The sequence below is a fragment of the Streptomyces fructofermentans genome (genome assembly GCF_014651055.1).
Taxonomy (GTDB): domain Bacteria; phylum Actinomycetota; class Actinomycetes; order Streptomycetales; family Streptomycetaceae; genus Streptomyces; species Streptomyces fructofermentans.
Genome location: NZ_BMWD01000020.1, coordinates 130,860 through 156,237, shown reverse-complemented (window position 1 = coordinate 156,237; position 25,378 = coordinate 130,860). Strand labels below are relative to the sequence as shown.

General features: G+C 70.4%; 23 protein-coding genes, 2 tRNA genes and 1 pseudogene. 15 read left to right on the top strand and 11 right to left on the bottom strand.

Annotated elements, in window-relative coordinates:
* Nucleotides 1–97: 97 nt before the first annotated feature.
* A complete protein-coding gene (locus tag IE265_RS25635; protein ID WP_190038065.1) occupies nucleotides 98–646 on the bottom strand; it encodes a helix-turn-helix domain-containing protein in 549 nt (182 codons plus the stop codon).
* Nucleotides 647–827: 181 nt separating this feature from the next.
* Here IE265_RS25635 and IE265_RS25630 point away from each other — a divergent pair.
* From IE265_RS25630 to IE265_RS25620, 3 genes are all read left to right on the top strand, one after another.
* Nucleotides 828–900, top strand: a tRNA-Ala gene (locus IE265_RS25630).
* Between the two features lie 726 nt (nucleotides 901–1,626).
* Complete coding sequence (locus IE265_RS25625; RefSeq protein WP_190038036.1) at nucleotides 1,627–2,229, top strand: sigma-70 family RNA polymerase sigma factor; 603 nt, start codon at nucleotides 1,627–1,629, stop codon at nucleotides 2,227–2,229.
* Nucleotides 2,213–3,220 carry a hypothetical protein gene (locus IE265_RS25620; RefSeq protein ID WP_190038035.1) on the top strand — a complete coding sequence of 336 codons (1,008 nt, stop codon included), beginning with the start codon at nucleotides 2,213–2,215 and terminating at the stop codon, nucleotides 3,218–3,220. The genes IE265_RS25625 and IE265_RS25620 overlap by 17 nt, the downstream gene beginning before the upstream one ends.
* 66 nt (nucleotides 3,221–3,286) lie before the next feature.
* Here IE265_RS25620 and IE265_RS25615 read toward each other — a convergent pair whose 3' ends face one another.
* A complete protein-coding gene (locus tag IE265_RS25615; protein ID WP_190038064.1) occupies nucleotides 3,287–4,000 on the bottom strand; it encodes a DUF5324 family protein in 714 nt (237 codons plus the stop codon).
* A gap of 337 nt (nucleotides 4,001–4,337) precedes the next feature.
* Here IE265_RS25615 and IE265_RS25610 point away from each other — a divergent pair, with 337 nt between their 5' ends.
* Together IE265_RS25610 and IE265_RS25605 are read left to right on the top strand one after the other, a co-directional pair.
* Nucleotides 4,338–4,865 (top strand): peptidylprolyl isomerase, encoded by a 528-nt coding sequence (locus IE265_RS25610; protein WP_190038034.1) that lies wholly within the window; start codon nucleotides 4,338–4,340, stop codon nucleotides 4,863–4,865.
* Between the two features lie 122 nt (nucleotides 4,866–4,987).
* Nucleotides 4,988–5,884: a rhomboid family intramembrane serine protease gene (locus tag IE265_RS25605; protein WP_190038033.1), complete on the top strand. Its 897-nt coding sequence runs from the start codon at nucleotides 4,988–4,990 to the stop codon at nucleotides 5,882–5,884.
* Nucleotides 5,885–6,280: 396 nt separating this feature from the next.
* Here IE265_RS25605 and crgA read toward each other — a convergent pair whose 3' ends face one another.
* Nucleotides 6,281–6,535, bottom strand: coding sequence for a cell division protein CrgA (gene crgA / locus IE265_RS25600; RefSeq protein WP_190038032.1), 255 nt, complete (start codon nucleotides 6,533–6,535; stop codon nucleotides 6,281–6,283).
* Between the two features lie 142 nt (nucleotides 6,536–6,677).
* Here crgA and IE265_RS25595 point away from each other — a divergent pair, with 142 nt between their 5' ends.
* The 6 genes and pseudogenes from IE265_RS25595 (at nucleotide 6,678) to IE265_RS25570 (ending at nucleotide 11,561) form a co-directional block, all read left to right on the top strand.
* Complete coding sequence (locus IE265_RS25595) at nucleotides 6,678–7,457, top strand: DUF881 domain-containing protein (RefSeq protein ID WP_190038031.1); 780 nt, start codon at nucleotides 6,678–6,680, stop codon at nucleotides 7,455–7,457.
* Between the two features lie 69 nt (nucleotides 7,458–7,526).
* The gene (locus tag IE265_RS25590; protein ID WP_190038030.1) at nucleotides 7,527–8,246 is read left to right on the top strand and encodes a class E sortase; all 720 of its coding nucleotides are present in this window, start codon (nucleotides 7,527–7,529) and stop codon (nucleotides 8,244–8,246) included.
* Nucleotides 8,247–8,262: 16 nt separating this feature from the next.
* Nucleotides 8,263–8,461 (top strand): annotated as a pseudogene (locus IE265_RS25585) (hypothetical protein).
* Nucleotides 8,458–9,096, top strand: coding sequence for an aminodeoxychorismate/anthranilate synthase component II (locus IE265_RS25580; protein ID WP_190038028.1), 639 nt, complete (start codon nucleotides 8,458–8,460; stop codon nucleotides 9,094–9,096). The pseudogene IE265_RS25585 and the gene IE265_RS25580 overlap by 4 nt, the downstream one beginning before the upstream one ends.
* Nucleotides 9,097–9,464: 368 nt before the next feature.
* Entirely contained in the window at nucleotides 9,465–10,655 is a 1,191-nt protein-coding gene (locus IE265_RS25575; RefSeq protein ID WP_229916519.1) for a class E sortase, read from the top strand.
* 165 nt (nucleotides 10,656–10,820) lie between these two features.
* Nucleotides 10,821–11,561: a class E sortase gene (locus IE265_RS25570; RefSeq protein WP_190038027.1), complete on the top strand. Its 741-nt coding sequence runs from the start codon at nucleotides 10,821–10,823 to the stop codon at nucleotides 11,559–11,561.
* A gap of 234 nt (nucleotides 11,562–11,795) precedes the next feature.
* Here the strand turns inward: IE265_RS25570 and pknB are convergent, their stop codons facing one another.
* The 6 genes from pknB to IE265_RS25540 form a co-directional block, all read right to left on the bottom strand.
* A complete protein-coding gene (gene pknB / locus IE265_RS25565) occupies nucleotides 11,796–13,808 on the bottom strand; it encodes a Stk1 family PASTA domain-containing Ser/Thr kinase (RefSeq protein WP_190038026.1) in 2,013 nt (670 codons plus the stop codon).
* Between the two features lie 207 nt (nucleotides 13,809–14,015).
* On the bottom strand, nucleotides 14,016–15,512 hold the full coding sequence (locus IE265_RS25560; protein WP_190038025.1) for a peptidoglycan D,D-transpeptidase FtsI family protein: 1,497 nt from the start codon (nucleotides 15,510–15,512) through the stop codon (nucleotides 14,016–14,018).
* Nucleotides 15,509–16,957: an FtsW/RodA/SpoVE family cell cycle protein gene (locus tag IE265_RS25555; protein WP_190038024.1), complete on the bottom strand. Its 1,449-nt coding sequence runs from the start codon at nucleotides 16,955–16,957 to the stop codon at nucleotides 15,509–15,511. The genes IE265_RS25560 and IE265_RS25555 overlap by 4 nt, the downstream gene beginning before the upstream one ends.
* A gap of 26 nt (nucleotides 16,958–16,983) precedes the next feature.
* Nucleotides 16,984–18,558 (bottom strand): Stp1/IreP family PP2C-type Ser/Thr phosphatase, encoded by a 1,575-nt coding sequence (locus IE265_RS25550; RefSeq protein ID WP_190038062.1) that lies wholly within the window; start codon nucleotides 18,556–18,558, stop codon nucleotides 16,984–16,986.
* Between the two features lie 98 nt (nucleotides 18,559–18,656).
* Complete coding sequence (locus IE265_RS25545) at nucleotides 18,657–19,178, bottom strand: FHA domain-containing protein FhaB/FipA (RefSeq protein ID WP_190038023.1); 522 nt, start codon at nucleotides 19,176–19,178, stop codon at nucleotides 18,657–18,659.
* Between the two features lie 10 nt (nucleotides 19,179–19,188).
* Nucleotides 19,189–20,037 (bottom strand): FHA domain-containing protein, encoded by an 849-nt coding sequence (locus IE265_RS25540; protein ID WP_190038022.1) that lies wholly within the window; start codon nucleotides 20,035–20,037, stop codon nucleotides 19,189–19,191.
* A gap of 491 nt (nucleotides 20,038–20,528) precedes the next feature.
* Between IE265_RS25540 and IE265_RS25535 the strand changes: the two genes are divergently transcribed.
* Nucleotides 20,529–20,615 (top strand) — tRNA-Leu (locus tag IE265_RS25535).
* Nucleotides 20,616–21,008: 393 nt separating this feature from the next.
* Here the strand turns inward: IE265_RS25535 and IE265_RS25530 are convergent.
* On the bottom strand, nucleotides 21,009–21,239 hold the full coding sequence (locus IE265_RS25530; RefSeq protein WP_190038021.1) for a hypothetical protein: 231 nt from the start codon (nucleotides 21,237–21,239) through the stop codon (nucleotides 21,009–21,011).
* A gap of 8 nt (nucleotides 21,240–21,247) precedes the next feature.
* Nucleotides 21,248–21,703: a hypothetical protein gene (locus IE265_RS25525; RefSeq protein ID WP_229916506.1), complete on the bottom strand. Its 456-nt coding sequence runs from the start codon at nucleotides 21,701–21,703 to the stop codon at nucleotides 21,248–21,250.
* A gap of 385 nt (nucleotides 21,704–22,088) precedes the next feature.
* Between IE265_RS25525 and IE265_RS25520 the strand changes: the two genes are divergently transcribed.
* From IE265_RS25520 to IE265_RS25510, 3 genes are all read left to right on the top strand, one after another.
* Entirely contained in the window at nucleotides 22,089–23,504 is a 1,416-nt protein-coding gene (locus IE265_RS25520; RefSeq protein ID WP_190038020.1) for a DUF2252 domain-containing protein, read from the top strand.
* 185 nt (nucleotides 23,505–23,689) lie between these two features.
* Complete coding sequence (locus tag IE265_RS25515; protein WP_229916505.1) at nucleotides 23,690–24,802, top strand: J domain-containing protein; 1,113 nt, start codon at nucleotides 23,690–23,692, stop codon at nucleotides 24,800–24,802.
* A 228-nt stretch (nucleotides 24,803–25,030) separates the two neighbouring features.
* On the top strand, nucleotides 25,031–25,360 hold the full coding sequence (locus IE265_RS25510; RefSeq protein WP_190038059.1) for a rhodanese-like domain-containing protein: 330 nt from the start codon (nucleotides 25,031–25,033) through the stop codon (nucleotides 25,358–25,360).
* Nucleotides 25,361–25,378 lie beyond the last annotated feature (18 nt).

Genomic DNA, 25,378 nt, shown 5'->3' with positions numbered 1-25,378 from the left:
CGGCTGCCTCTCCGAGGTGCCCGGCCGCCGCGCCCCCGGTGGACCGGAGGCTCAACGGGCCTCCTTCGCCGGGATGTTCAGCTGCCGGGCGGCATGCTCAGTTCTGGTGGGACTGGTAGTGGGCGACCGCGTCGGACGTGCGACCCGCGCCGTACACCCGGAGGAACTCTGCCAGTTCCGGGTGGGTCGGGGCGAGAGTGTCCGCAGCGTCGATGATGTCGCCCGCGGCGGCCACCGAGCGCAGCAGCGACTGGATCTCGCGGACCACGCGCTTCACGGTGGGCGCGCCCGAACTGGTCGTCGTCTGCGTGGTGTTGCTGAGCACCGAGCCCCCTTGCGACTTCTTGATCTCGTCCATGCGCTCGGTGGCCTCGGCGGCGCTCACGCTGCCGTCGGCGACCTGGCCCGCCAGATCCTGGAGCAGCTGGACGCGCTGGACCACCGCGGGGTTGCCGATCTTGGCCCGTTGGCCGCTCATCAGCTGCGACAGCATGGGCGCGGACAGACCGAGCACCCCGGCGAGGCGCGCCTGGTTGAGACCCAGGTCATCTATGAGTCTGCGGAAGAGCGCCCCCAGCGGCTCCCCATACCAGTTCCGCTGCAGCTCCCGTGCTCTCGCGGTCGCTTCCTGCTGTGCGGCGTCCATCGCGTCTCCCCATCGCTTCCCCAAGTACCGCGGTTCGCTGTAGCGAACCACGTCGAGCATCTTACGGAGCGTGGTCGTGCGCCGGGACCCCCCATCTTTTTGCGGGATACCGGGGGTGACCCGGTACTCTGGTCTGCGGCACTGGCCATGAGGGCGTCCTCACGGTCGCAGCCACCCTTCCGGGGCCTTAGCTCAGTTGGTAGAGCGCTGTCTTTGCATGGCAGATGTCAGGGGTTCGACTCCCCTAGGCTCCACGTCGCGAACCCCCTCCGATCGCCTTCATGGCAGGTCAGAGGGGGTTTTCGTATGCGGTGCGGGCGGGTGCGGCGCGGTCGGGACGGCCTCCCCTCGCCGCCGGCGGCCCCTCGGGCGCGCAGGTCGGGCGCCCCGCCCTGCGCACGTCGCGGCCCTCCGCTCCCGGGTGCGATCCGGGCGTCGCGACGCCGCTGGGCGAGCTTCAACGCATCTTCGGCGAGGGGGACTTGGGCCGGAGTGTCCCCTGACGTGCCCGCATCAAGATCGGCGTCCGCGGCCCTCCGGGGTGCCGGGCCGAATCGGGACACGCCCGGTGACGTGCGTCACAGGAGGGCGTTGCGATGTTTGCGATTGTTTGCGCAAAGAGTTGGCGTCCGCCGGTGCGAAACGGTCGCTCCGCAGGTCGCCGCGGGCGCGTGAGGGTCCCGGGCGGGATACGTGAAGGCTTGTGTGAGCTGCTGTGAACGAAGATACGTAACCAGAACACTGCGCTCCGTTAAGAAAGTGTGTGCGGTGGTTGCACGCCTCGTCCGTTGCAAACGTCATCGTGAACGGAGGGTGTGAAGAGGGCGTCCTCCCGAGGCCGCCCCGGACGGGACCAGGCCTCGTCCTCCGCGGGGAGAGGCGGCACCGCACGTGGAACCGGACGACGCCGGCGATGTGGTTCCGGCGGTACCCGCCCCGAGGATGTTCGGCGGGGCAGCGTCCGGGACGGAGCGCCGGACATGAGCCAGGACCTCCCCCGCCACGCGACGGATGCCGGACCGACGGGGCAGCTGCCGCTGGACTTCGAGGCCTTCCACCGGATGTACCGGCCGATCTACGTCCATTGGGCGGAGGTCAGGCTCGGCAGCCGGGCCGACGGGGAGGAGGCCGTCGACGCGGCCTTCGAGAAGCTGCTCAAGGCCTGGCCCGCCGTGCTCACCAAGGAGAATCCGACCGCGTACGCCTGGCAGGTGCTCAGGCACGCCGCCATCGACCTCTCCAGGGCACGCGACCGGCGGCCCGCGCTGATGGGCGAGGCCGCCTTCGAGACGGTGGCCCTGAGGCAGGCGGTCGACCCCATCGCCCAGTTCGAGGAGAGCCTGAGCCTCTACGAGGCGATCGGGCAGCTTCCCCCACGTCAGATGGACGTCATGCTCCTGCAGTTCGGGCAGGGCTTCACCGTGGAGGAGGTGGCGGCCGCGCTCGGGATCACCCCGGCCGGTGTGCGGTCCACCGTCCGTCACGCCCGGCGGAGGCTGGAGCAGGCGTACGGAGTCCGCAGGCGGGTCGGGGCCCCGAGGAGCGGGAGCGAGGAGGGCCGTGCCGATGACCTCGCCCATTGACGAGCTCCTCGCCCGGGCCAGGCTGCGGCGCAGGCCCTACACCGAGGCCGACATCGAGGGGGCGGCCGCCCGTCTCGCGGCCCGGGCGGCGCTCCCGCGGGAGGTCCCGGGCGATCTCCCGTGCCGTGCGTACCGCCTGCGCCCCGACCCCTGCTCCGGCTCCGGGGTCCTCGACGGCCCCATGCCCCGCGGGGGAGCCCCGTGGCGGCCCGGCGCCCCGGCCAGCGGGGGAGCGGGCGAAGGCCTCCCCGCATCGGGGGGACCAAGGCCGGGTGGTGCGGACCGGCCGCTCGAAGACCTGCTCCCCGAGGGCGCGGAGCGCGGCGGCTCACCGTACGAGGGGTCCGCCGCCGCGGAGGATCTCCGGACTCTCTGCGAGACCGTCGTCACACACGCCGGGGCCTTGGCCGACCTGGGGTTCTTCCTCGCCGGGGCCCTGCCCGAACCGGCCGGGGCGCGTGTTCTCGGATGCATGCTCCACATCGCCGGGAGCGAGGAGTCCGCACGCTTCTGGTGGCAGTACGCGGGGGGAGCCGGGGACCCGGTCGCCGGCTACTGCCTCCATCTGCACCACCGGGCCCTGGGCGAGCACGGTGCCGCCGACTGGTGGCACGCCCAGCACGTGCAGGCCGGCTTCCCGGGCGGCGGCGCCGCGCCCTTTGGCCTCGCGATCCCCACCGTGCTGCGGATTCTGAGGGCACTCAGGCCGGACGGCTCACCCGTGTCCGAGGCCGTCGAGGCGGTCCTGCACTACGTGCCCGCCGCCGTCGCCTTCGTGGACGACGACCTGGACCTTCCCCTGCCCGACCCCGACTTCGCCGACCGCGTACGCGCGCTCGCCGCCACGTGCCCCGCCGAGGACGCGGCCGCCGATCTGCCGGACGGGCCCCGCCGCTCCCGACGGGGCAGGCCGTTGCCGGAACGCCGGCGCGTCGACCGGGCGCACCACGACAGGCCCGACCGCTCTCCCCCGCGGAGACGTTCCACGTGAAACATCGGTGTGGGGCGGAGGACAACTGTCCTCCGCCCCACACCGACGGTTCCGCCCGAGGGCGCGTCAGGCACGCTCGTCGCGTTCGGCGGCCTCCGCCTCGGCCTGCTTGGCCTGGACCTCGGGGTCGAGGGCGTCCTGCCCACTGCCGTCGACCGAGGTCAGACGACCGTTCTCCGGCACCTCGGTGGCGGCCGGCGGCTCCACCAGCCAGTCCGGATTGGCCTGCTTGTCCCACCACTTCCACACGGCGTACGCGCCACCGGCCACGATGCCCACAACAGCCAGACCCTTGGCGAGGCGGCCGGCCCTGGCCCGGCGGCGGTGCTTGCGGGCCAGCTTCTCGACCTCCTTGGCCGTGACCTGGCCGCGCAGCGCCGCGATCGCGGCCACACTGCGCGAGGCGGCCTCGTCGCGGACCGGTCCGGCGGCGGCCCTGGCCTGTTCGATCCTCGGCCGGGAGTAGTCCGCCGCCTGGCGGGCAGCCTTGCGGGTACGGAGGGCGGCCTCGTGCGCGGCGGAGTCGACCTTCGGCGGTACATGGGTGAGCGCCTGCTCAAGACGCGGGGCGAGATGAGCGTCGTACTGAGTGCGTGCTTGTTCGGCGGCCTGCAGAGCGGCGGCCGACACCTTGGGCGCGATCTTGACGCGCGCCTCCTGTGCGTAGTGCGTGGCTCGGTCCATCGTCGTGTCGGCGTAGGGCGCCACCACTTCCGCGGCGTGCCGCACGCTGTCCCTCGCCGACTCGGCCGCTGCGCGCACGCTTTCCTTGCGGGTCACGGGATCCTCCTCCTCGGTGGCGTACGTGGGCTTCAGGGGCATCCCCCAGAAAGTCACAGTTCACCTTTCCACCCTTATCGGGATCATGCCTGCCGGAGCGATTCGGGGCATGCGAGGCAGGGCATCCGGGGCATACGTACCGGTTTCAGGCATGCTCGGGCGATAGATGATCAATGCGATGGAACGGGAACTTGCGACGACAATGCCATGGATCGGCACGGCTGCGCCCTTGTTCGGCACGAAGCGTCCGAAGAAGCTCCGAACGGCGGTGACGGGCGGTCGCCGAGGCGGACCGTGCGAGGATCGGGGCCTCACAGTGGACGAAAGAAGGCACACCGTGGCCGAGCAGCTCTACGCCACCCTGAAGACCAACCGCGGCGACATCGAGTTGCGGCTGCTGCCCAACCACGCGCCCAAGACGGTCCGGAACTTCGTCGAGCTCGCGCGGGGCGAGCGCGAGTGGGTCAATCCGGAGACGGGCGTGAAGTCCACGGAGAAGCTCTACGACGGCACGGTCTTCCACCGGGTGATGAGCGGATTCATGATCCAGGGCGGTGACCCCCTGGGCACCGGCATCGGCGGCCCCGGCTACCAGTTCGAGGACGAGTACCACCCGGACCTGGCCTTCACCAAGCCCTATCTGCTGGCCATGGCCAACGCCGGCCCGGCCACCAACGGATCGCAGTTCTTCATCACCGTCTCCCCGACGGCGTGGCTGACCCGCAAGCACACCATCTTCGGCGAGGTCGTGGACCCGGCCAGCCAGAAGGTCGTGGACGACATCGCCTCCTCCGAGACCAACCCGCGGACCAAGCGTCCGGTTGTCGACGTGGTCATCGAGTCGGTGGTCGTCGAGACCCGCTGAGCGGGCCTTTCCGCAGTGAGCCGGGCGGAGGTCGCCGGGGGAACCAAACGCCCCGCCCATCCGTAAGGATGAGCGGGGCGGCGCGTTGCGTTCCCCATGCGTACAGAGGATGAGGGGACCCCATGGACCAGGCGCCAGGCAGCCCGCAGGGACCGCAGGGTGCCGCGAGCCTGCCCACCTGCTACCGGCACTCGGACCGCGAGACCGGTATCCGCTGCACCCGCTGCGAGCGGCCGATCTGTCCCGAGTGCATGATCAGCGCCTCGGTCGGCTTCCAGTGTCCGGAGTGCGTGCGGAACGGGTCGGGGACGGGGCACGCGCCGAACGCCTCCCAGCCGCGCACCCTCGCCGGCGGCACGGTCTCGGCGGACCCGCGTCTCATCACCAAGGTCCTCATCGGGCTCAATCTGGCGGTCTTCCTGGTCCAGCTCACCGTGGGCGACCGGTTCACCGACGCCTTCCATCTGCTCGGCCGTGCGTACGTGCCGAGCCTCGGAGGGGTCGAGGGCATCGCCGAGGGGCAGTGGTACCGGCTGGTCACCGCGATGTTCCTGCACAGCGGCTATGTCCACCTGGCGTTCAACATGTTCAGCCTGTGGTGGATCGGCGGTCCTCTGGAGGCCGCGCTCGGCCGTGCCCGCTACCTCACGCTGTACCTGGGGTCCGGGCTCGCGGGCAGCGCGCTCACCTATCTGATCGCGGAGCCGAACCAGCCCTCGCTGGGCGCCTCCGGCGCGATCTTCGGCCTGTTCGGCGCGACGGCCGTCCTGATGCGGCGGCTCAACTACGACATGCGCCCGGTGATCATCCTGCTGGTGATCAACCTGGTCATCACCTTCGGCTGGAGCAACATCGCCTGGCAGGCCCACATCGGCGGCCTCGTCGGCGGCTTCCTGATCGGGTACGCGATGGTCCACGCGCCGCGCGAGCGCCGGGCGCTGATCCAGTACGGAGTGTGCGGGCTGGTCCTGCTCGCGGTGGTGGTCACCACCTTGCTGAGAACCGCGCAGCTCACCTGAGCCGTCTCCGCCCCGCCCCCCCGCCCGGCACCCCTTGGGTTGGGCCCTGAGCCTGTCCCCGGCACCCCCCTGCGGGCAGCCTGAGCCGGGCCGGGAAACGAACACAAGCGCACGTTGTCCACAGACCGTGGCGGATCTTGTGCATGCTGTGCGTGAACAACTGTGCCCCCTGTCACTGACCTGGGTTTTCCCAGGCAGGACAGGGGGCGAACAGGCTTCCGGATCCCGGTAGGTCAGTCACACCGGCGTCAACATCGAGCGGGTTATCCACAGATCTTCTGACCTTTTCCCCACTGTGGAAATCGCTGTGGATAACTCAGTGGAGAACTTGGGCCAGGGCTTGCGGACAGAGGCCCGTGCGGGGTCCGCGCGGACCCCGTACCCCCTGGAACCGCGCTACTTCCACTGAGTGGAGACGCCGAACCCCGCTGCGATGAAGCCGAAGCCCACCACGATGTTCCAGTTGCCCAGGGCGTCGATCGGCAGCGAGCCGTCCGTCACGTAGAACACGACGATCCAGGCCAGGCCGATCAGGAACATGGCCAGCATGACCGGGGCGACCCAGCCGCGGCTGTTCAGCTTGATGTTGGTCGCCTGCTTCGCCGGGGGCGGCGTGTAGTCGGCCTTCTTGCGGATACGTGACTTCGGCACGAGGGTCTCTCCTGTCGATGCGCTGCGTGGCCGCGCAGGGTACGTGGGCTGGCTCCGGGGCAGCGTACAAGGGGAGTCTCAGCGCTCCCCCGGGCGTCCGTTAGCGTAGTGCTTCCGAGGCGCCGAAGGAGATAAGGGTACGTTGAGCAATTCTGCCGACTCCCCACAGCCGGGTTCCAGCCCTGCCCGTATCCGGCGATTCCGGCCGGTACGGCTGCTGACCGTGGCCGTGTTCGCCCTGGCCGGGCTCATCTTCTTCACCAGTTTCGACACTGCCAAGGGTACGAACATCCGCACGGACGCGTCGCTGCTGAGGCTCTCCGACCTGATTCAGGAGCGCAGCCACAAGAACGGGCAGCTCGACGAGACCAACGGCACCCTGCGCGAAGACGTCGAGTCGCTGGCCGAACGGGACAACGGCAGCACCGACGCGGAGGCGGCCGAACTCGCCGCCCTGGAGAAGAACGCCGGCACCCGGAAGCTCAGGGGCGAGGCCCTCACGGTCACGCTCAACGACGCCCCGCCGAACGCCACCGCCAAGCTGCCCGGCTATCCCGAGCCGCAGCCCGACTACCTGGTCATCCACCAGCAGGACCTCCAGGCCGTCGTGAACGCGCTGTGGCAGGGCGGCGCCGAGGGCATCAAGGTGATGGACCAGCGGCTGATCTCCACGAGTGCCGTGCGCTGCGTCGGCAACACGCTGATCCTCCAGGGCCGGGTCTACTCGCCCCCGTACAAGATCCAGGCGGTCGGCGACCCCGAGAAGCTCCAGAAGGCGCTCTCGGCCTCCGCGGCGATCCAGAACTACATGGTCTACGTGAACGTGTACGGGCTCGGCTGGAAGGTCGAGGAGGACGGGGCGGTGACTCTTCCCGGCTACTCCGGCACAGTGGATCTCCACTACGCGAAGCCCGTGGAGTAGCGGCTCTGGACCGGCGCGCCGCGGGGTAGGAGCCCCCGAGTGGGGGAGCGGCTGCCGCTGGGGGGCGTTGTGTCGGTACGAGTGGTCGTCAGGACGGTCAGCGAACTGTGCATCACGGTGGGGATGCTGATCGTCCTCTTCGTGGTCTACGTGCTCTTCTGGACGGGCGTGAAGGCCGACACCGCGATGGACGACCAGATCGCGATGCTCCAGGACCAGTGGGCGAGGGGCCCGGTCGCGACCGGGTCGCCGGCCCCGGGTCCGTCGGCCGCCGCGGGACCGGACGAACCGGAGGGTCCGGGGAGAACGGGCCCCTACCGGGACGGAAAGCCGTTCGCCGTGATGTACGTCCCACGGCTCGGTTCCTCGTGGCACAAGCCCGTACTCGAGGGGACGCGGACCGGCACCCTCAAGAAGGGGCTCGGCCACTACGCGCACACCGCCCGGCTCGGGGAGCGGGGCAACTTCGCGGTCGCCGGCCATCGGCGCACGTACGGGGACCCGTTCAAGGATTTCCCCAGGCTGCGGCCGGGGGACGCGGTCGTGCTGACCGACGGAACGACGTGGTTCACGTACCGCGTCGACAGCAAGCCCTATCGGACGACCCCCCGTGACACCGCTGTCGTCGACCCCGTACCGAGGAAGTCCGGGTACACCAGGCCGGGCCGGTATCTCACGCTGACCACCTGCGAACCGGAATGGGGACACAGCCACCGCTTGATCGTCTGGGCGCATCTCGACGGAACTCAGCCCGTGGAGGCTGGGAAACCGGAGGCTCTACGCCGTTAGTCTGGTTGGGTACGGCGTGAGTCTGGCGCCGTGGGTGCGACGGAAGGGACGGCATGTACGGCTTTATCTGGCGGCTTCTGCCGGGGAACGCGTTGATCAAGGCGCTGCTCTCCATCGTGCTCGTCCTCGCGGTGGTCTACGTGCTCTTCCAGTACGTCTTCCCGTGGGCCGAACCACTGCTGCCCTTCAACGATGTGACGGTGGACAACCAGTGAGCCCACGGATTCTCGTCGTCGACAACTACGACAGCTTCGTCTTCAACCTGGTCCAGTACCTGTACCAACTGGGTGCGGAGTGCGAGGTCCTGCGCAACGACGAGGTGTCCACGGCGCACGCCCAGGACGGTTTCGACGGCGTGCTGCTGTCGCCCGGTCCCGGCGCTCCCGAACAGGCAGGCGTCTGCATCGAGATGGTGCGGCACTGCGCGGCGACCGGAGTGCCGGTCTTCGGGGTCTGCCTCGGCATGCAGTCGATGCAGGTGGCCTACGGCGGAGTCGTGGACCGCGCCCCCGAACTGCTGCACGGCAAGACGTCCCTCGTCGAGCACGGCGGCCGGGGCGTGTTCGCCGGCCTGCCGTCCCCCTTCACCGCGACCCGCTACCACTCGCTGGCCGCCGAGCCGGACACCGTGCCGGCCGAGCTGGAGGTGACGGCCCGCACGCACGACGGGATCGTCATGGGTCTCAGGCACCGTGAACTCCCCGTCGAAGGAGTGCAGTTCCATCCCGAGTCGGTGCTGACCGAGCACGGCCACCGCATGCTGGCCAACTGGCTGGCCGAATGCGGGGACCAGGGGGCCGTGGCGAGGTCGGTGGGGCTCGCCCCGGTGGTGGGCAGGGCCACGGCGTGACCGCCCTGCGCCCCGAGCGCGACAGTGCCGCCCCGTACGGCGAGGACGCCTGGTACGGGGGTGCTGCGGCGTTCGAGGCGCCGGGTGCCGGGCGCACGGGCGGTTCGATGCAGGCGGCCGTCGACGGGCTCGCCGACCCGCTGAGCGATCCGCTGCCCGGGCAGCGGCCGCCCGCGCCGCCGGAGCAGGAGTGGTACGACCCGCAGGGCTACCAGCGGGACTGGGCCGCGCAGCAGCCCGGCCAGGGTGCCGCGCCGTACGCGGAGCCGGTACGGCGGGCCGACACGGACCCCGTCCACGGATACGCCCAGCCGCAGCCGCAGCCGCCGTACGTCGACCCGCTGCAGCAGCGGTACCAGGCACAGCAGATGTACCAGCAGCAGGCCCAGGCGCAGGCCGAGGCGCAGGCCCAGGCGCGGTCGGCGGCGTACGGGGCCCAGGGGTACGCGCAGCCCCCCGGGACCCCGGTGGCCGACCCCTCGTACGGGACGGCCCAGCCCTCCTACGGCACGGCGCCGCAGCCGTCGTACGACGAGCTGTACGCGCGCCCGCAGCAGCCCGCCCCCGACACCCGTCCGTCGGCCCCCCGGTACACCCCGCCTCCCGCGGACGACGAGACCGTGGGACTGCGGCTGGCCGACACCGCGTTCATACCGGGGTCGCCGCGTCCGGGGACCCGCCCGGCCGCCGCGTCGCCCACGGGAGCCCCAGGAGCCCCAGGAGGCGCCGACGTCCCGGCCGGTGGCCGTGCGGCCCGGCGCAGGGCCACGAGGGGCCAGGGGCGCCACGGAGGGCCCGCGGAGGACGTCGAGGGGTACGAGGAGCAGTCGGGGTCCGGAGCGGCCCTCTCGCGGGTCGCCGCGCGGCGGGCGGCGCGGGAGCGGAAGCCGGGCGCCGCCGTGGTGGCCAGCCGGGCCGTCGGCGAGGTGTTCATCACCGCCGGCGTGCTCATGCTCCTGTTCGTGACGTACCAGCTCTGGTGGACCAACGTCCGTGCCGAGGCGCAGGCGGGCAGCGAGGCGAGCAGCCTGCAGAACGACTGGGCGAGCGGCAAGGGCAAGCCGGGCACGTTCGAGCCAGGTCAGGGCTTCGCGCTGCTGCACATCCCGAAGCTGGACGTCGTGGTGCCCATCGCCGAGGGCATCGACAAGAAGAGCGTCCTCGACCGCGGCATGGTCGGCCACTACTCGGAGGACGGTCTGAAGACCGCCATGCCGGACGCGAAGAAGGGGAACTTCGGGCTGGCGGGGCACCGCAACACGCACGGCGAGCCGTTCCGGTACATCAACCGTCTGAAGCCGGGCGACCCGATCGTGGTCGAGACGCAGGACAAGTACTTCGTCTACAAGATGTCGTCGATCCTCCCGGCCACCTCGCCGAGCAACACGTCCGTCCTGCTGCCGATCCCGAAGGGCTCGACCTTCACCGAGGCGGGCCGGTACATCACCCTCACCACGTGCACGCCGGAGTTCACCAGCAAGTACCGGATGATCGTCTGGGGCTCGATGGTCGAGGAACGGCCGCGCAGCAAGGGCAAACCGGGCGTGCTCGTCAACTGAGGGCGCGTCGGGACGCCGGCCGCGCCGCAGGGCGCGGGAGGCCGGGCCGACGCGTGTGAGACTCCCCGGGACAGCCCGGGCCGCGCAGACGTGCAGGACGCGCGAGACGGGCAGGACAACGCAAGACATCCCAGATTCCAGAAGAGACCAGACGGGGCGAACGCAGTGGCAGCGACGACCGACCACGAAGAGCACACCGACGCGCCCGCGTCCTCGCGCCCGCGGCGGCGCCGGGGCGTCGGCCCGATCGCGGCGGCCGTCAGCGTCTTCGGGGAACTCCTCATCACGGCCGGTCTGGTCCTCGGCCTGTTCGTCGCCTACTCGCTCTGGTGGACGAACGTCGTGGCGGACCGCGAGGCCGGCAAGCAGGGCGACAAGGTCCGCGACCACTGGGCCGAGGACCGGGGACCGATCGGCCTGGACACCAAGGACGGCATCGGCTTCCTGCACGTCCCGGCGATGAGCGGCGGCGAGGTGCTGGTCAAGAAGGGGACCTCCGCGAAGCTCCTCAACGACGGTGTCGCCGGCTACTACACGGACCCCGTCAAGTCCGCGCTCCCGCAGGACAAGAAGGGCAACTTCTCGCTGGCGGCCCACCGTGACGGCCACGGCGCGAAGTTCCACAACATCGACAGGCTCAGGAAGGGCGACCCGATCGTCTTCGAGACCAAGGACGACTGGTACGTCTACAAGGTCTACGCGATCCTCCCCGAGACCTCGAAGTTCAACGTCAAGGTCCTCGCGCCCGTACCCCGGGAGTCGGGGAAGGAGAAGGCGGGCCGCTACATCACGCTGACGACCTGCACGCCCGTCTTCACCTCCCGCTACCGGTACGTGGTGTGGGGCGAGCTGGACCGCGTGGAGAAGGTGGACGACGAGCGCACCCCTCCGGTGGAACTGCGCTGACCCGGCACCCGGGGCGGCGCGTGGCGGGCTCGGGCCCGGCGTGACCGCCGGCGCACGCCCCGGCACCGAGGTGCGGCGCCCGCCCTCGAGGACGGCCGGCCCCCGGCGCCGTGAGGCCGCGGACCGACGACGAAGCCCCGGCACCCTTCCAAGGGTGCCGGGGCTTCGTTCAGGGCCCTGCGGGGCTCCGTGGACCGGGCTTCGGCCTCCGCCCGGTCCGCGGTGCGGAAACGGCTAGTCCTCGCTCCGTACCGTGCCGCCGGTGCCGCCTCCGAAGAAGCCGCCGCCGTTGTTGCCGCCGTTGTTCTGTCCTGCGTCGACCGTGACCAGGTTGACCCTGTCGCCGGCCTTCACTTCGGAACCCTCCCGTGGGTCGCTGGCCAGGACGATGGAGTTGTCGTCCTGCGAGCCCTGGACGTTGCCGAGCTGGAGCTGGCTCTGTGCGAGCACCTGCTTGGCCTGGCCGAGAGTCATCTGGGTCACCTTCGGCATGGCGAACTTCTGCTCCTCCGCCTTCTTCTTGCCGATCTGGATCGTGACCGTGGAGCCGGGGTCGACCGCGGAGCCGGCCTGCGGGCTGATGGAGACGACCTTGCCGACGAGGTTGGCGTCGTCGGTCTCCACCTCGGTGCAGTTGCCCGTGAGGTCGTTCTGCTCCATCTGCGCCTTGGCCTGGTCGCAGTTCTTGCCGCTGACGTCGGGAACGGTGGCCTGTTCCTTCTCCTTGGCGACGGTGAGGGTGATCGTGGAGCCCTTCTCCACCTCCTCGCCGGAGCTCGGGTCCTGGTCGAGGACCGTGCCGGCCTCCACGCTGGACTCCTTGCGCTTGATCTCGACCTGGAACTGGTACTTCTCGGCCTCGAGCTTCTTCGTCGCGGACTCGATCGAGTCGTCGATGACGTTGGGCACGGCCACCTTGGGCGCTCCCGTGGAGACCGTCAGCGTGATCGTGTCGCCCTTGTTTACCTGGGTCTTCGCGGCCGGCGTCTGCTCGCAGACACTGTTCTTCGGAGTGTCCTCGCAGGGCTTCTTGTCGATCGTCAGCTTCAGCTCGACGTTGCTCGCCATCCGCTCGGCCTCGGCCTGCGTCCGGTTCACGAAGTTCGGCGCGGGGAACGCCTCGTTCCCCGTACCGCCGTTGCCGCTGAAGGCCCACTTGCCGATGAGGATCGCGCCGATGAGCACCAGCACGCCCGCGACGACCAGCAGGATCGTCGAGGTGTTGTTCTTCTTCTGCTGGCGACGGCGCCCGGGTCGGTCGTCGTAGCCGTAGCCGCCGTCGTCCGGGTTCATCGGGGGCAGCATCGTGGTGTGCTGGCTGTCCGACGAGCGCAGGGCCGTGGTCGGCTGGTCGTCCGGGTAGCCGCCGTAGCCGACGGAGCCCATGGCCGCGCTGGCGGCGACGGGCTGCCCGTCGAGGCACGCCTCGATGTCGGCCCGCATCTCGTCGGCCGACTGGTAGCGGTAGTCCGGGTCCTTGGTCAGCGCCTTCAGGACGATGGCGTCCATCTCGGGCGTGATCTCGGGGTCGAAGACGCTCGGCGGCTGCGGCTCCTCGCGCACGTGCTGGTAGGCGACCGCGACCGGGGAGTCCCCGATGAAGGGCGGGCGGACCGTCAGCAGCTCGTAGAGCAGGCAGCCGGTGGAGTACAGGTCGGAACGGGCGTCGACCTGCTCGCCCTTCGCCTGCTCCGGCGACAGGTACTGCGCCGTGCCGATGACCGCCGCGGTCTGCGTCATCGTCATGCCGGAGTCGCCCATGGCGCGGGCGATGCCGAAGTCCATGACCTTGACCTGGCCGTTGCGCGTCAGCATGACGTTGGCCGGCTTGATGTCACGGTGCACGATGCCCGCGCGGTGGGAGTACTCCAGCGCCTGGAGGATCCCGATGGTCATCTCCAGCGTGCGCTCGGGCAGCAGCTTGCGCCCGGAGTGCAGCAGCTCGCGCAGAGTGGACCCGTCGACGTACTCCATCACGATGTACGGGATGGAGATGCCCTCGATGTAGTCCTCACCCGTGTCGTACACGGCGACGATCGCGGGATGGTTGAGCGAGGCGGCCGACTGGGCCTCCCGGCGGAACCGGGCCTGGAACGACGGGTCACGCGCGAGATCCGCACGCAGCGTCTTCACCGCCACTGTGCGGCCGAGCCGTGTGTCATGGGCGAGATGTACCTCCGCCATGCCACCACGGCCGAGCACATGGCCCAGCTCGTACCGGCCGCCGAGGCGACGCGGCTCTTCCATAGCTACCTACCAGCCCTCTCCGACGGTCCCGACCACACCACGTGTGGTCCGGCGGTGTGCTGTCCGGGCATACCGTACCCGGCTCGCCTTCACTGACCTGGCCACATTCGTCACCCGATACAGGACCGGTATCGCAACGTGCACCGATGTGTGGGAGACGTGAGCGGCATCACTGCTTTTTACGGATGAGGGTGCGCCGCACGCTCATCACGATCCCGACTTGCCGTCGAGGACCGCCTTCATCACGTCCCTCGCGATCGGAGCGGCCAGGCCGCCACCGGAGATGTCGTCGCGGTTGGCGCTCTCGTCCTCGACCACCACGGCCACGGCGACCGGCGAGCTGCCGTCCTCGACCTTGGCGTACGAGATGAACCAGGCGTAAGGATTCTCACTGTTGTCGACACCGCGCTGGGCGGTGCCCGTCTTGCCGCCGATGGTCACGCCGCCCTCGTTGATCTGGGCGTTGGTGCCGGTGCCCTTCTCGACGACGGTCTCCATGATCGACTGGAGGATCTGGGCGTTGTCCTCGGAGAGGGGCTTGCTCATCTCCTCCGGATCGGTCTGCTCGATGACGTCGAGGTTCGGCGCCTGGAGCTTGTCGACCATGTACGGCTTCATGAGCGTGCCGTCGTTGGCGACGGCCGAGGCCACCATGGCCATCTGGAGGGGCGTCGTGGCCGTCTCGAACTGGCCGATCGAGCTGAGCGCGGTCTGCGGCCGGTCCATCTTCTCGGGGAAGATCGAGGCACTGGAGCGGATCGGCACGAACTGCTCGGAGTTGAAGCCGAACTTCTTCGCCGTCTCCAGCATCTGCTCCTTGCCGACGTCCACGCCCAGCTTGCCGAAGACCGTGTTGCAGGACACCCGCAGCGCCTCGCGCAGCGTCGCGTCCTTGCAGGGGATGTTCCCCTCGTTCTTCAGCTCGGTCGTGGTGTCCGGCAGGGTGTACGGCAGCGGGGAGTCCGTCTTCTCGTCCGCGCTGTCGACCACACCGTGCTCCAGCGCCGCGGCGGCCGTGACGACCTTGAAGGTCGAGCCCGGCGGGTAGATCTCGCGCAGCGCCCGGTTCAGCATCGGGTCGTCGGGGTTGTTCTTCTTCTGGAGCTTGGTCCAGGCCTTGCCGTCCACCTTCGTGGAGTTGCCGGCGAAGGTCGACGGGTCGTACGACGGGGTCGAGGCCAGCGCCAGGATCGCGCCGGTCTCCGGGTTGATCGCGGCGACCGCGCCCTTGCCCTGCTTCAGCAGGCCCTTGTACGCGGCCTTCTGCGCGGCGGCGTTCAGCGTGGTGACGACATTGCCGCCCTCCTGCTTCTTGCCGGTGATCATGTCGAGCGTGCGGCGGAAGAAGAGCCGGTCGTCGTTGCCGGTGAGGATGCCGTCCTCGATGTTCTCCAACTGCGTGGCACCGAAGGCCTGCGAGGCGTAGCCCGTGACGGGGGCCCACATCGCGCCGTCCTTGTAGGTGCGCTTGTACTCGAAGTCGTTGTAGCCGTCGCCGTTCGTCTTGGTCGACCCGGTGATCGGGTTGCCGTCGACGATGATGTCCCCGCGGGGGGTGCCGTAGCGGGCGATGGCGACCCGGCGGTTCTTGGGGTCGTTCTTGAGGTCGTCGGCCATCACGTACTGGAGCCAGTTGTCGCGGATGAGCAGGGCGAGTACGAGGAGCCCGCAGAAGATCGCGATCCGGCGCAGGGGCTTGTTCACGGGCGGACCACCTGGGTCATCTCGGCGTCGGGGTTCGGGGCTGGGGCCGGGGCCGGGCGGCGCGCGGTGTCGCTGATACGGATCAGGATGGCGATCAGCGCCCAGTTGGCGATCACTGAGGAACCGCCCGAGGCAAGGAACGGCATCGTCATGCCCGTCAGCGGGATCAGGCCCATGACGCCGCCCGCGACGACGAACACCTGGAGTCCGAAGGCGCCGGACAGACCGACGGCGAGGAGCTTGCCGAACGGGTCGCGGGCGGCCAGGGCGGTGCGGATGCCGCGTTCCACGACCAGGCCGTAGATGAGCAGGATCGCCATGACACCCGCCAGGCCCAGCTCCTCGCCGAAGGTGGCGAGGATGAAGTCGGAGTTGGCGGCGAACCGGATGAGTTCGGAGTGGCCCTGGCCGAGGCCGGTGCCGAGTGTGCCGCCGGAGCCGAAGGCCCACAGCGCCTGCATGGCCTGCTCGGAGTGGACCACGCCGTCCTGCACACCGGCCTGGCTGAGCGTGTACTCGTGCATCGGGTCGAGCCAGGCCTGGACACGGGTCTGGACGTGCGGCTCGAAGCTGGCCACACCGACGGCGCCGGCCGCGGACATCAGCAGGCCGAACACGATCCAGCTGGTCCGCTCGGTGGCGACGTACAGCATGATCACGAACATGCCGAAGAACAGCAGGGAGGTACCCAGGTCCGTCTCGAAGACGAGGATGAGGATCGAGATCGCCCAGACGACGAGGATCGGGCCCAGGTCGCGGCCGCGCGGCAGGTAGAGGCCCATGAAGCGGCGGCTGGCCAGGGCCAGCGCGTCGCGCTTGACCATCAGGTAGCCGGCGAAGAAGACGGCCAGCACGATCTTCGCGAACTCACCGGGCTGGATCGAGAAGCCGGCGACCGAGATCCAGATCTTGGCGCCGTAGGTGAGCTCGGCACCGAGGCCGGGGACCAGCGGGAGCAGCAGCAGGACCAGCGCGCCGACCATGGAGATGTACGTGTAGCGCTGCAGGACGCGGTGGTCCTTGAGGAAGATCAGCACGACGACGAACAGGGCGATCGCCAGCGCGGTGTACAGCAACTGGCGGGGAGCCGCGTTGCCGGCCTGGTTGATCGACTGGAGCAGCTTCGACTGGTCGAGCCGCCAGATGACCACGAGGCCGAGCCCGTTGAGGAGCGTGGCCAGCGGCAGCAGCAGCGGGTCCGCGTACGGCGCGAACTTCCGTACGACGAGGTGGGCGACGCCGGCCAGCAGGCCGAGGCCCAGGCCGTAGCTCAGCAGGCCCGTGGGCACCTTGTCGTCGATCGCCAGGCCGACGTTGGCGTAGGCGAAGACCGGGATGACGACGGCGAAGACCAGCAGGGCCAGTTCGGTGTTGCGTCGGCTGGGTGCGCCGATCGATCCGATCGTGGACGTGTGGTGCGTCGGCGTGTTCGTACTACTGCTCATCGTGTGACAGGGCCCCTCACGGCTGCTTACTGCTTACCGCACAGCGAGACCAGCTTCTGCTCCTCGTCGGAGAGGCTGGGGCCGGGTGTCGGAGTGGGTGCGGTCGTGGACTTGGACGGGTCGGCGGACGGGGAAGACCCGGACGGTGTCGGCGTGGGTGTCGCCTTGGACGCGGCGGAGGTCCGGGTGGTTCCCGTGACGCCGCCGGCCTCGCCCTCGCCGGTCTTCGCGTTCTGCTCGCTCTCGGCCCTGCGGCGCTCGGCGTCCTTCTTGCACGCGGACGCCTGCGTCTCCAGCTCGGCGATCTTCGATTCGGCGTCGTTCAGGCCGCCCTCGGTGATCGTGGCCTTGACCTGCTTCTGCTGGTACGGCGGCAGGTACTTGAGTTCGATCTTCGGGTAGTCCTTCTCCACCTTGGAGAGCGAGACCCAGGCCAGGTCCTGGCTGATCCCCCGGTACAGCGCGACGTGCTCGTCGTTGGTGCCGACGTAGTACTGCGTCTGCGTCCAGCGGTAGCCGCCGTACAGCCCGCCGCCGATGACGCCGAGCGCGAGCGCGATGTAGAAGGATCTCTTCAGCCACTTCCGGCCGGTGCGCGGCTTGACGAAGTCGTCGTCGGTGTAGTCGCCGAAACTGTCGGTCGACACATAGCCCGTGGTGTCGCCGCTGCCGGGCGGGCCGAACTCCCCGCCGCCGCCCTGCCCCGGAACCTGCCGGCCGAGGCTGGAGGCACGGCCCGCGGGCGTCTGCATGGCGCCGTTGTCGTGGAGCTGGTGCTGCTGGTTCTCGGCGACGGCCCCGACGACCACGGGGGTGTCGGAGAGCTGCGCGGCGAGCGTGTCACCGGAGTCGATGTCGAGGACGTCGGCCACGATGACCGTGATGTTGTCCGGGCCGCCGCCGCGCAGCGCGAGCTGGATCAGCTCCTGCACGGTCTCCTGCGGGCCCTGGTAGCTGGCGAGGGTGTCCTCCATCGTCTGGTGGGAGACGACCCCCGACAGCCCGTCGGAGCAGATCAGGTACCGGTCGCCGGCCCGCACCTCGCGGATGGAGAGGTCCGGCTCGACGTGGTCGCCACTGCCCAGCGCGCGCATCAGCAGGGAGCGCTGCGGGTGGGTGGTGGCCTCCTCCTCGGTGATGCGCCCCTCGTCCACGAGTCGCTGCACCCAGGTGTGGTCCTGCGTGATCTGCGTCAGGACGCCGTCCCGCAGCAGGTACGCGCGCGAGTCGCCGACGTGCACGAGACCGAGGCGCTGACCGGTCCACAGGAGCGCGGTGAGGGTGGTCCCCATGCCTTCGAGCTGGGGGTCCTCCTCGACCATCATCCTGAGCTGGTCGTTGGCCCGCTGCACGGCGGTGCCCAGCGAGGTGAGGATGTCGGAGCCGGGCACGTCGTCGTCGAGCGCGACGATGGTCGAGATCACCTCGGAGGAGGCGACCTCGCCGGCGGCCTGGCCGCCCATTCCGTCGGCGATCGCGAGCAGACGGGGCCCGGCGTAGCCGGAGTCCTCGTTCCCCTCGCGGATCATGCCTTTGTGCGATCCGGCGGCGAAGCGCAGTGACAGACTCATGCGCACCTCGCCCGTCGGCTCCGGGTACATCCGCACGGTGCCCACCCTCCGGTCGGGAGCGCGCCGGGGTCCCTCGTGTGGACCGCCGCTGCTCGCTCGCTCCGCTCGCGCTCATTCATGACGTGGTACTACTTCCGCAGCTCGATGACGGTCTTGCCGATGCGGATCGCTGCGCCCAGCGGGACCGGCGTGGGAGTCGTCAGTCGGGTCCGGTCGAGATACGTGCCGTTCGTGGACCCGAGATCCTCGACGATCCACTGGCCGTCACGGTCCGGGTAGATCCTGGCATGCCTGCTGGAGGCGTAGTCGTCGTCCAGCACGATGGTGCTGTCGTGCGCGCGGCCCAGGGAGATGGTCTGCCCCTGGAGGGCGACCGTCGTGCCCGTGAGGGTGCCCTCCGAGACGACCAGCTTGGTGGGCGCACCGCGGCGCTGGCGGCCGCCGGTGCTCGGTGCCGCCTGCTGGCGCTGCGGCGGGGGCGCGGTCTGGCGCGCCGCCTGCTGCGGTCGGTTGGCGTCCCGGCGCGAGCCGCGCTGTGTGACGCGCGTTCCGAACAGGTCGCTGCGGATGACCTGCACGGCCACGATCACGAACAGCCACAGTACGGCCAGGAAACCCAGCCGCATGACCGTGAGGGTCAGCTCTGACATTGCCCCCGCTTCACCCTTCGGCTTGCCGGTAAATGATGGTGGTGCTGCCCACGACGATCCGCGAGCCGTCGCGGAGCGTAGCGCGGGTGGTGTGCTGCCCGTCCACCACGATGCCGTTGGTGGACCCCAGATCCTGGATCGTCGAGGGCGTTCCGGTCCGGATCTCGCAGTGCCGGCGCGAGACGCCGGGGTCGTCGATCCGCACGTCGGCTTCGGTGCTGCGCCCCATCACCAACGTCGAGCGGGAGATCTGATGGCGGTTGCCGTTGACCTCGATCCAGTGCCGCGTACGTCCGCCCGCGCCCGGCTGCGGGGCGGCCGGGGGCCGCTGGCCCATGGGTGCGGCACCGGGACGGCCGCCCGGCGGCGGCGCGGCGGGCATCGGAGGAGCGGCGGCGGGCGGGTAGCCGTAGCCGCCGGCCTGTCCCCGGCCCCCCGGCGGCGGACCGCTCGGCGCGCGGTCCGGAGCCCCCTGCTGGTTGGCGGAGGAGGCGAGCGTACGGCTTCGCACCCGGTACAGACCGGTGTCGAGGTCGTCGGCCTTCTCCAGGTGCACCTTGATGGTGCCCATGAAGGTGTACCGCTGCTGCTTGGCGTAGTCGCGGACCATGCCGGCCAGCTCGTCGCCGAGCTGGCCCGAGTACGGGCTGAGCCGCTCGAAGTCCGGTGTGCTCAGTTCGACGATGAAGTCGTTGGGCACGACCGTCCGGTCGCGGTTCCAGATGGTGGCGTTGTTGTCGCACTCGCGCTGGAGCGCTCCGGCGATCTCCACGGGCTGGACCTCGGACTTGAACACCTTGGCGAAGGTGCCGTTGACCAGACCTTCGAGACGTTGCTCGAACTTCTTCAGGACTCCCATGGGGCACCTCCTCCTATGTCGTCGCCCTGGTACTGCTTACTGATCGTATCCACGCGCCGGGAAATCGGCTGGTTCCCCCTGTCGGCACGCTCGACAGGTGTCGATGCCCACTGAAGTCCTCCCGCACGTTCCCTCCGGAGCGCCTCTTCGAACTCCCCCGCGACCACTCCGTACGGGATGGATCGTAGAGGTGGCTTCACCACAGTGTCCCGCACCCGGCTGCGGACCTCTGCCTCCTCGTGGGGAGAAGGCCGTGACCGGTACGAGGTTGATACGTGAACCGGTTCTCGCTGATACGTGGAACGCGGGGACCGTGGGGCACGGGCGCCCGGCGGGGTGTTCCCACGGGTTCCGCCGGGCCTGCGCGAAGGTCCGCTGCCCTGCGGTTGCCCCTCGGAAACGGATGTGAATCCACCCGCGGCACCGTGCTAATCTTCTGCATGTCGAGAGGCGCTCACCCCCACGGGGCGGGAGCCCGGGACACACCCAATGCGCGGGTGGCGGAATAGGCAGACGCGCTGGATTCAGGTTCCAGTGCCCGAAAGGGCGTGGGGGTTCAACTCCCCCCTCGCGCACCATACGGAAGACGGGTCTCCGTCAGGACGAAAGTTCTGACGGAGGCCCGTTTCTCGTTGTCCTGGTCCGCTTCGGGGGCGGGTCCCGCGGGTGCCCCGCGGCTGTGGCGGGTCTCTCCAGGGACGGGGCCCCGTGGTGAGGTATCTCACGATGGATCATGGGCCGGCCCAGGGCGGGAGGCGGCGCCGCGGTTCCCGGCGCCGGCCCCCCACGTGCCGCTCAGGTCCTGGCGGCCGCCCGGTTGATGTCCGCGGTCTCCAGGACGGTCGCCGCGGCCCGGGGCGTCCCGCACGCGGCCCCGCCCCGGGCCGCGGCGACCGTCGCCGGCCCCGGCCGCGCGGTCGTGGCGATGCGGTCGCCCGACCCGGGTTTCCGGGCCGCGTGCGGGACGCCCCTCACCCGCCCGTGCCGTGCCGCTTCCTCATCCAGGCCAGACAGGCCCACCGGGCGAGCCCGCCGACCAGGGCGGCGAAGACGACGGCGCCCCAGTCGAAGACGTGGGGAAGCCCGGGAAAGACGGCGAGGAGGACGAGCGTGGCCACCAGCCCGAGGCCGAAGGCGGCGCCCGCGGCCCGGCGCAGCCGCTCCTCCCGGGCGGCGTCCTGTCCCTGCTGCTGCTCGACCATGGGGCGGCTCACTTCGTGATGTGGTGGCACTGGCTCACGCGACGTACGCCGTTGACGTACAGGTGCGCACACGCCTTCCCGAAGCGGGGCAGCTTCTGAGGCGCGTTGTTCCGCATGGGGTCGATCTTGCATTCAGGGTGCGTCCGCCCTCGGGACGTCCGGTACGTCCTGTTGCTGGTGTTGGCGTAGGTGAAGTCGATGCGCCAGTTGCAGAAGCCCGTTCCGAGGGCCGCCACGAAGGCGCAGTCGACGCCGGCGTTCTGGTAGGTGATCTTCTTGCCGCCGCCTCGCACGACGTGCGTGAACATGCAGCCGGTGGGGATCTTCATCGGCATGCCGCCGATGCTGTACTGGAAGCTCTGGACGGGGGTCGACCCCACGGCACTGGCTTCGGCCGCCGTTGAGTTCGACAGCACGAGCGCTCCGGCGGCGGCAAGGGCGACGAGGTACCTGGACCCGCGCATGACCATGATCGGAATCTCCTTCGATATGGCTTGGGTTTCAGTCGCACCAACCGGGAACACCGGGTCATGGTTCTGCCGGAGCAGATGGTTCACTGCCTTGAGTGATCATGGTTGCGATGCGCTGACCTGCGGATTCGTTTCCTCAGGTTCACTCTTCGACGGGGCTTCCCCTTGAACGCTTCCGGAAGCCGTGGAGGCCGTCCGGAGTGCTCACCGGAACCCTCCGGGGTGGTCGCGGGGGGCTCGGCCCGGGGCTGCGGGGCCTTCCTTGCTGAGCTGCGGGTTTTCCACAGCCGTGGAGTTGTCCACAGGGGCTCACGCGAATCGGTGCCCGGTTGTACGGTCGTCACGAGTTTGATGTTCGTGCGCGGGGGAGGCGGTTCGGATGAGCGGGAGCGGTGGCGCGGCGGCCGGGACGACAAGGGTTCCGGGGGTTCGCGGGTTCGGCCAGTGGCCCGAGGAGGGCTCACCCAAGGAGGAGGGCAAGGCGCTGCGGGATTCGGTCCCGCGCGGCGCGCACGCCTCCATCGAGACGAACGGCGGCCGCCCGGGTGCCGTGAGCGCGGTCGAGGAGTCCAACCACGGCCGCATCCCCGGGCTCACGGCCATGCGGGTCGGGAGGATGGCCGCCACGCCCTTCGCCTTCCTGCGCGGTTCCGCCGGCCTCATGGCCTACGACCTCACCCGCACACCCGTCACGGGCGTGGGCGCGCAGATCTGCGGCGACGCGCACGCGGCGAACTTCGGCCTGTACGGAGACGCGCGCGGCGGCCTCGTCATGGACCTGAACGACTTCGACGAGACCGTGCACGGGCCGTGGGAGTGGGACCTCAAGCGCCTCGCGGCCTCGCTGGTGCTCGCGGGACGCGAGGCGGGGGCGGACGAGGACACGTGCCGCAAGGCCGCGCACTTCGCGACCGGCTCCTACCGGCGCACGATGCGGCTGCTCGCCAAGCTTCCCGCCCTGGACGCGTGGAACGCCATCGCGGACGAGGAACTGGTCTCGCACGCCGACGCCCACGACCTGCTGGGCACCCTCGAACGGGTCTCGGAGAAGGCGCGGGGCAACACCAGCGGGCGGTTCGCGGCGAAGTCGACCGAGGTCGTCGAGGGAGGCGGGCGCCACTTCGTCGACGCCCCGCCGGTGCTGCGGCGGGTCCCCGACGCGGAGGCCGCCGCGGTCGCCCTGTCGCTGGAGGACTACCTGGGCACGCTCTCCGAGGACCGCCTGCCCCTGCTCGCGCGCTACACGGTGCACGACGTGGCGTTCCGCGTGGTCGGCACCGGAAGCGTGGGCACCCGGTCGTACGTGGTGCTGCTGCTCGACCACCGCGGTGAGGCGCTCGTCCTCCAGGTCAAGGAGGCCCGGCCGTCGGTCCTCGTGCCGCATCTGGAAGCGGTCGGACTCACGACCCCCGACATGGGGCACGAGGGGCGCCGGGTCGTTCTCGGGCAGAAGCGCATGCAGGTCGTCAGCGACATCCTGCTCGGCTGGACCACCGTCGAGGGGCGGCCCTTCCAGGTGCGGCAGTTCCGCAACCGCAAGGGCAGCGTCGATCCGGCGGCGCTCGCCGCGGACCAGATGGACGACTACGCCCGGATGACGGGAGCGCTGCTGGCACGGGCGCACGCCCACAGTGCCGATCCCCGGCGGATCGCCGGGTACTGCGGAAAGAGCGAGGAGCTGGACGAGGCGATCGCGGACTTCTCCGTGGAGTACGCGGACCGGACCGAGGCGGACCACGCGGAACTGGTGAAGGCCGTGCGCTCGGGCCGGATCGCTGCGGAACTGGGGGTCTGAAGGGGCTGACGGACCGGCTGGCCCCGTCGTGGCGGAGCCGCTTCGGGCCGGCCGGTGTCCTCGCGCATCCCGTCCGGGCCGTCCATGCGGCCGGAAGGTGGCGTTCCGGCCACCTGGAGAGGATGGGGGAGGCCCTTGTTCCGGTGCTTCGAATGGGCGGCCGGAGTGTGGCCTAGGCTGAGTGGGTGACGACCCCGGAAGCTGAGCAGTCCCCCTCCGAGCCCACCACGGAGCCCGGCGCCGACGAACCGCGCGTCGACGAGGTCCCCGCCCCCGATGCGAGCGCCGTTTCGGGCGCCGAGCCGGGCGTGCCGGACGCCGAGGCGTCACAGGGCGCCGCCCCGGACGGGGCGGACGGTACGGAGACGGCGACCACCGCCGCGACGGACGGGCCGGCGGGTGCGCCGACCGACGCGCCGACGGACGGACCGGCGGCCGGCACTCCCGGAGAGGGCTCCGCGCCTCGGGCCGAGTCCGACTCCGAGCCGCAGGCCGAGGAGCGGCCGGAGGAGCGGCTGGAGCGGGCCGTACGGGCTGCCGAGCAGGCGTTGATCGAGTTCGAGATCGCGGTGGAGACGTTCCGCGTCGAGGTGGAGAACTTCTCGCGGCTGCACCATCAGAAGCTCGGACCGATGTACTCGCGGCTCGACGAACTGGACGCCCAGATCGCCGAGGCCCGCGCCGCCCGGACCGGCAACCCCGACGACGTGCGCGCCGCCAAGGAGGCGCGGGCCCGGGTCATGCCCATGCCGGGCATCGAGGAGCTGTTCCACGACTGGCTCGACTCGGACGGGCTGTCCCCGGAGGCGTCGGCGATGCTGACCGAGCAGCCGGTGCGGCCGCCGCAGCGGGTCCGGCCCAGCGACGAGGCCCGCAAGCTCTACCGGGACCTCGTCCGCAAGGCGCACCCCGACCTGGCACCGGACGACACCGAGCGGGCGCGGCGGGACGAGTTCATCGCCCGGGTCAACTCCGCGTACGGGCGGGGCGACGAGGCACTGCTCCGCGAGCTGACCGCGGAATGGGCCGCGGGCCCCGTGCGTGAGGAGTGGCGGCCCAGCCGCGGCGAGGAGCTGTACGCCCGCCTCGAATGGCTCGCCCAGCGCAAGGAACTGCTCGCGTTCGTGGCCCGTGACCTGGAGGAGAGCGCGATCGGCGCGATGCTCAAGATGGCGCCGGACGACCCCGACCGCCTCCTGGAGGAGATCGCCGAGCAGCTGCTGGCGCAGGTGAGCGAGCGCGAGGCCCACCTCATGGGCCTCCTCGGCGGTGATGCGGGAGCGCAGGCGTCGGGCTGAGCCCCTGCGCGCCGAGCCCTCGCGCGCCGAGCCTCTCGCGGCTGAGCCCCCCGCGAGCCGAGCCCTGAGTCCTGGGGCCGAGCCCTCGGGCCGAACCGCGGCACAGCCCCCGGCATCCGGAGTTCCTGGACGGCGGGCGGCCCCGGTGCCGAGGGCCCGGTCGAGCGGGCGGGCCCGGGTGGGGGCCGCGCGTCGGGTAGCGTCGGGGGCATGCATTTCGGAGCTGGTGTGCCCACGGTCGAGGTCGGGGATCTCGCGGACGGAGACTTTCTGCTGGACGTCCGGGAGGACGACGAATGGCAGGCGGGTCACGCCGAAGGGGCACTGCACATCCCCATCAGTGATTTCGTCGCCCGTTACGGCGAGCTGACCGAGGCGGCGCCGCAGGACGGCAGGGTGAACGTGATCTGCCGTTCCGGCGGACGTTCGGCCCAGGTCGCGATGTACCTGGTCCAGCAGGGCGTCGACGCGGTGAACGTCGACGGCGGCATGCAGGTCTGGGCGGCCGCGGGGCGCCCCGTGGTGAACGCGGAGGGCAAACCGGGCTTCGTGCTGTAGCGCGCCCGGCCGGGGCTC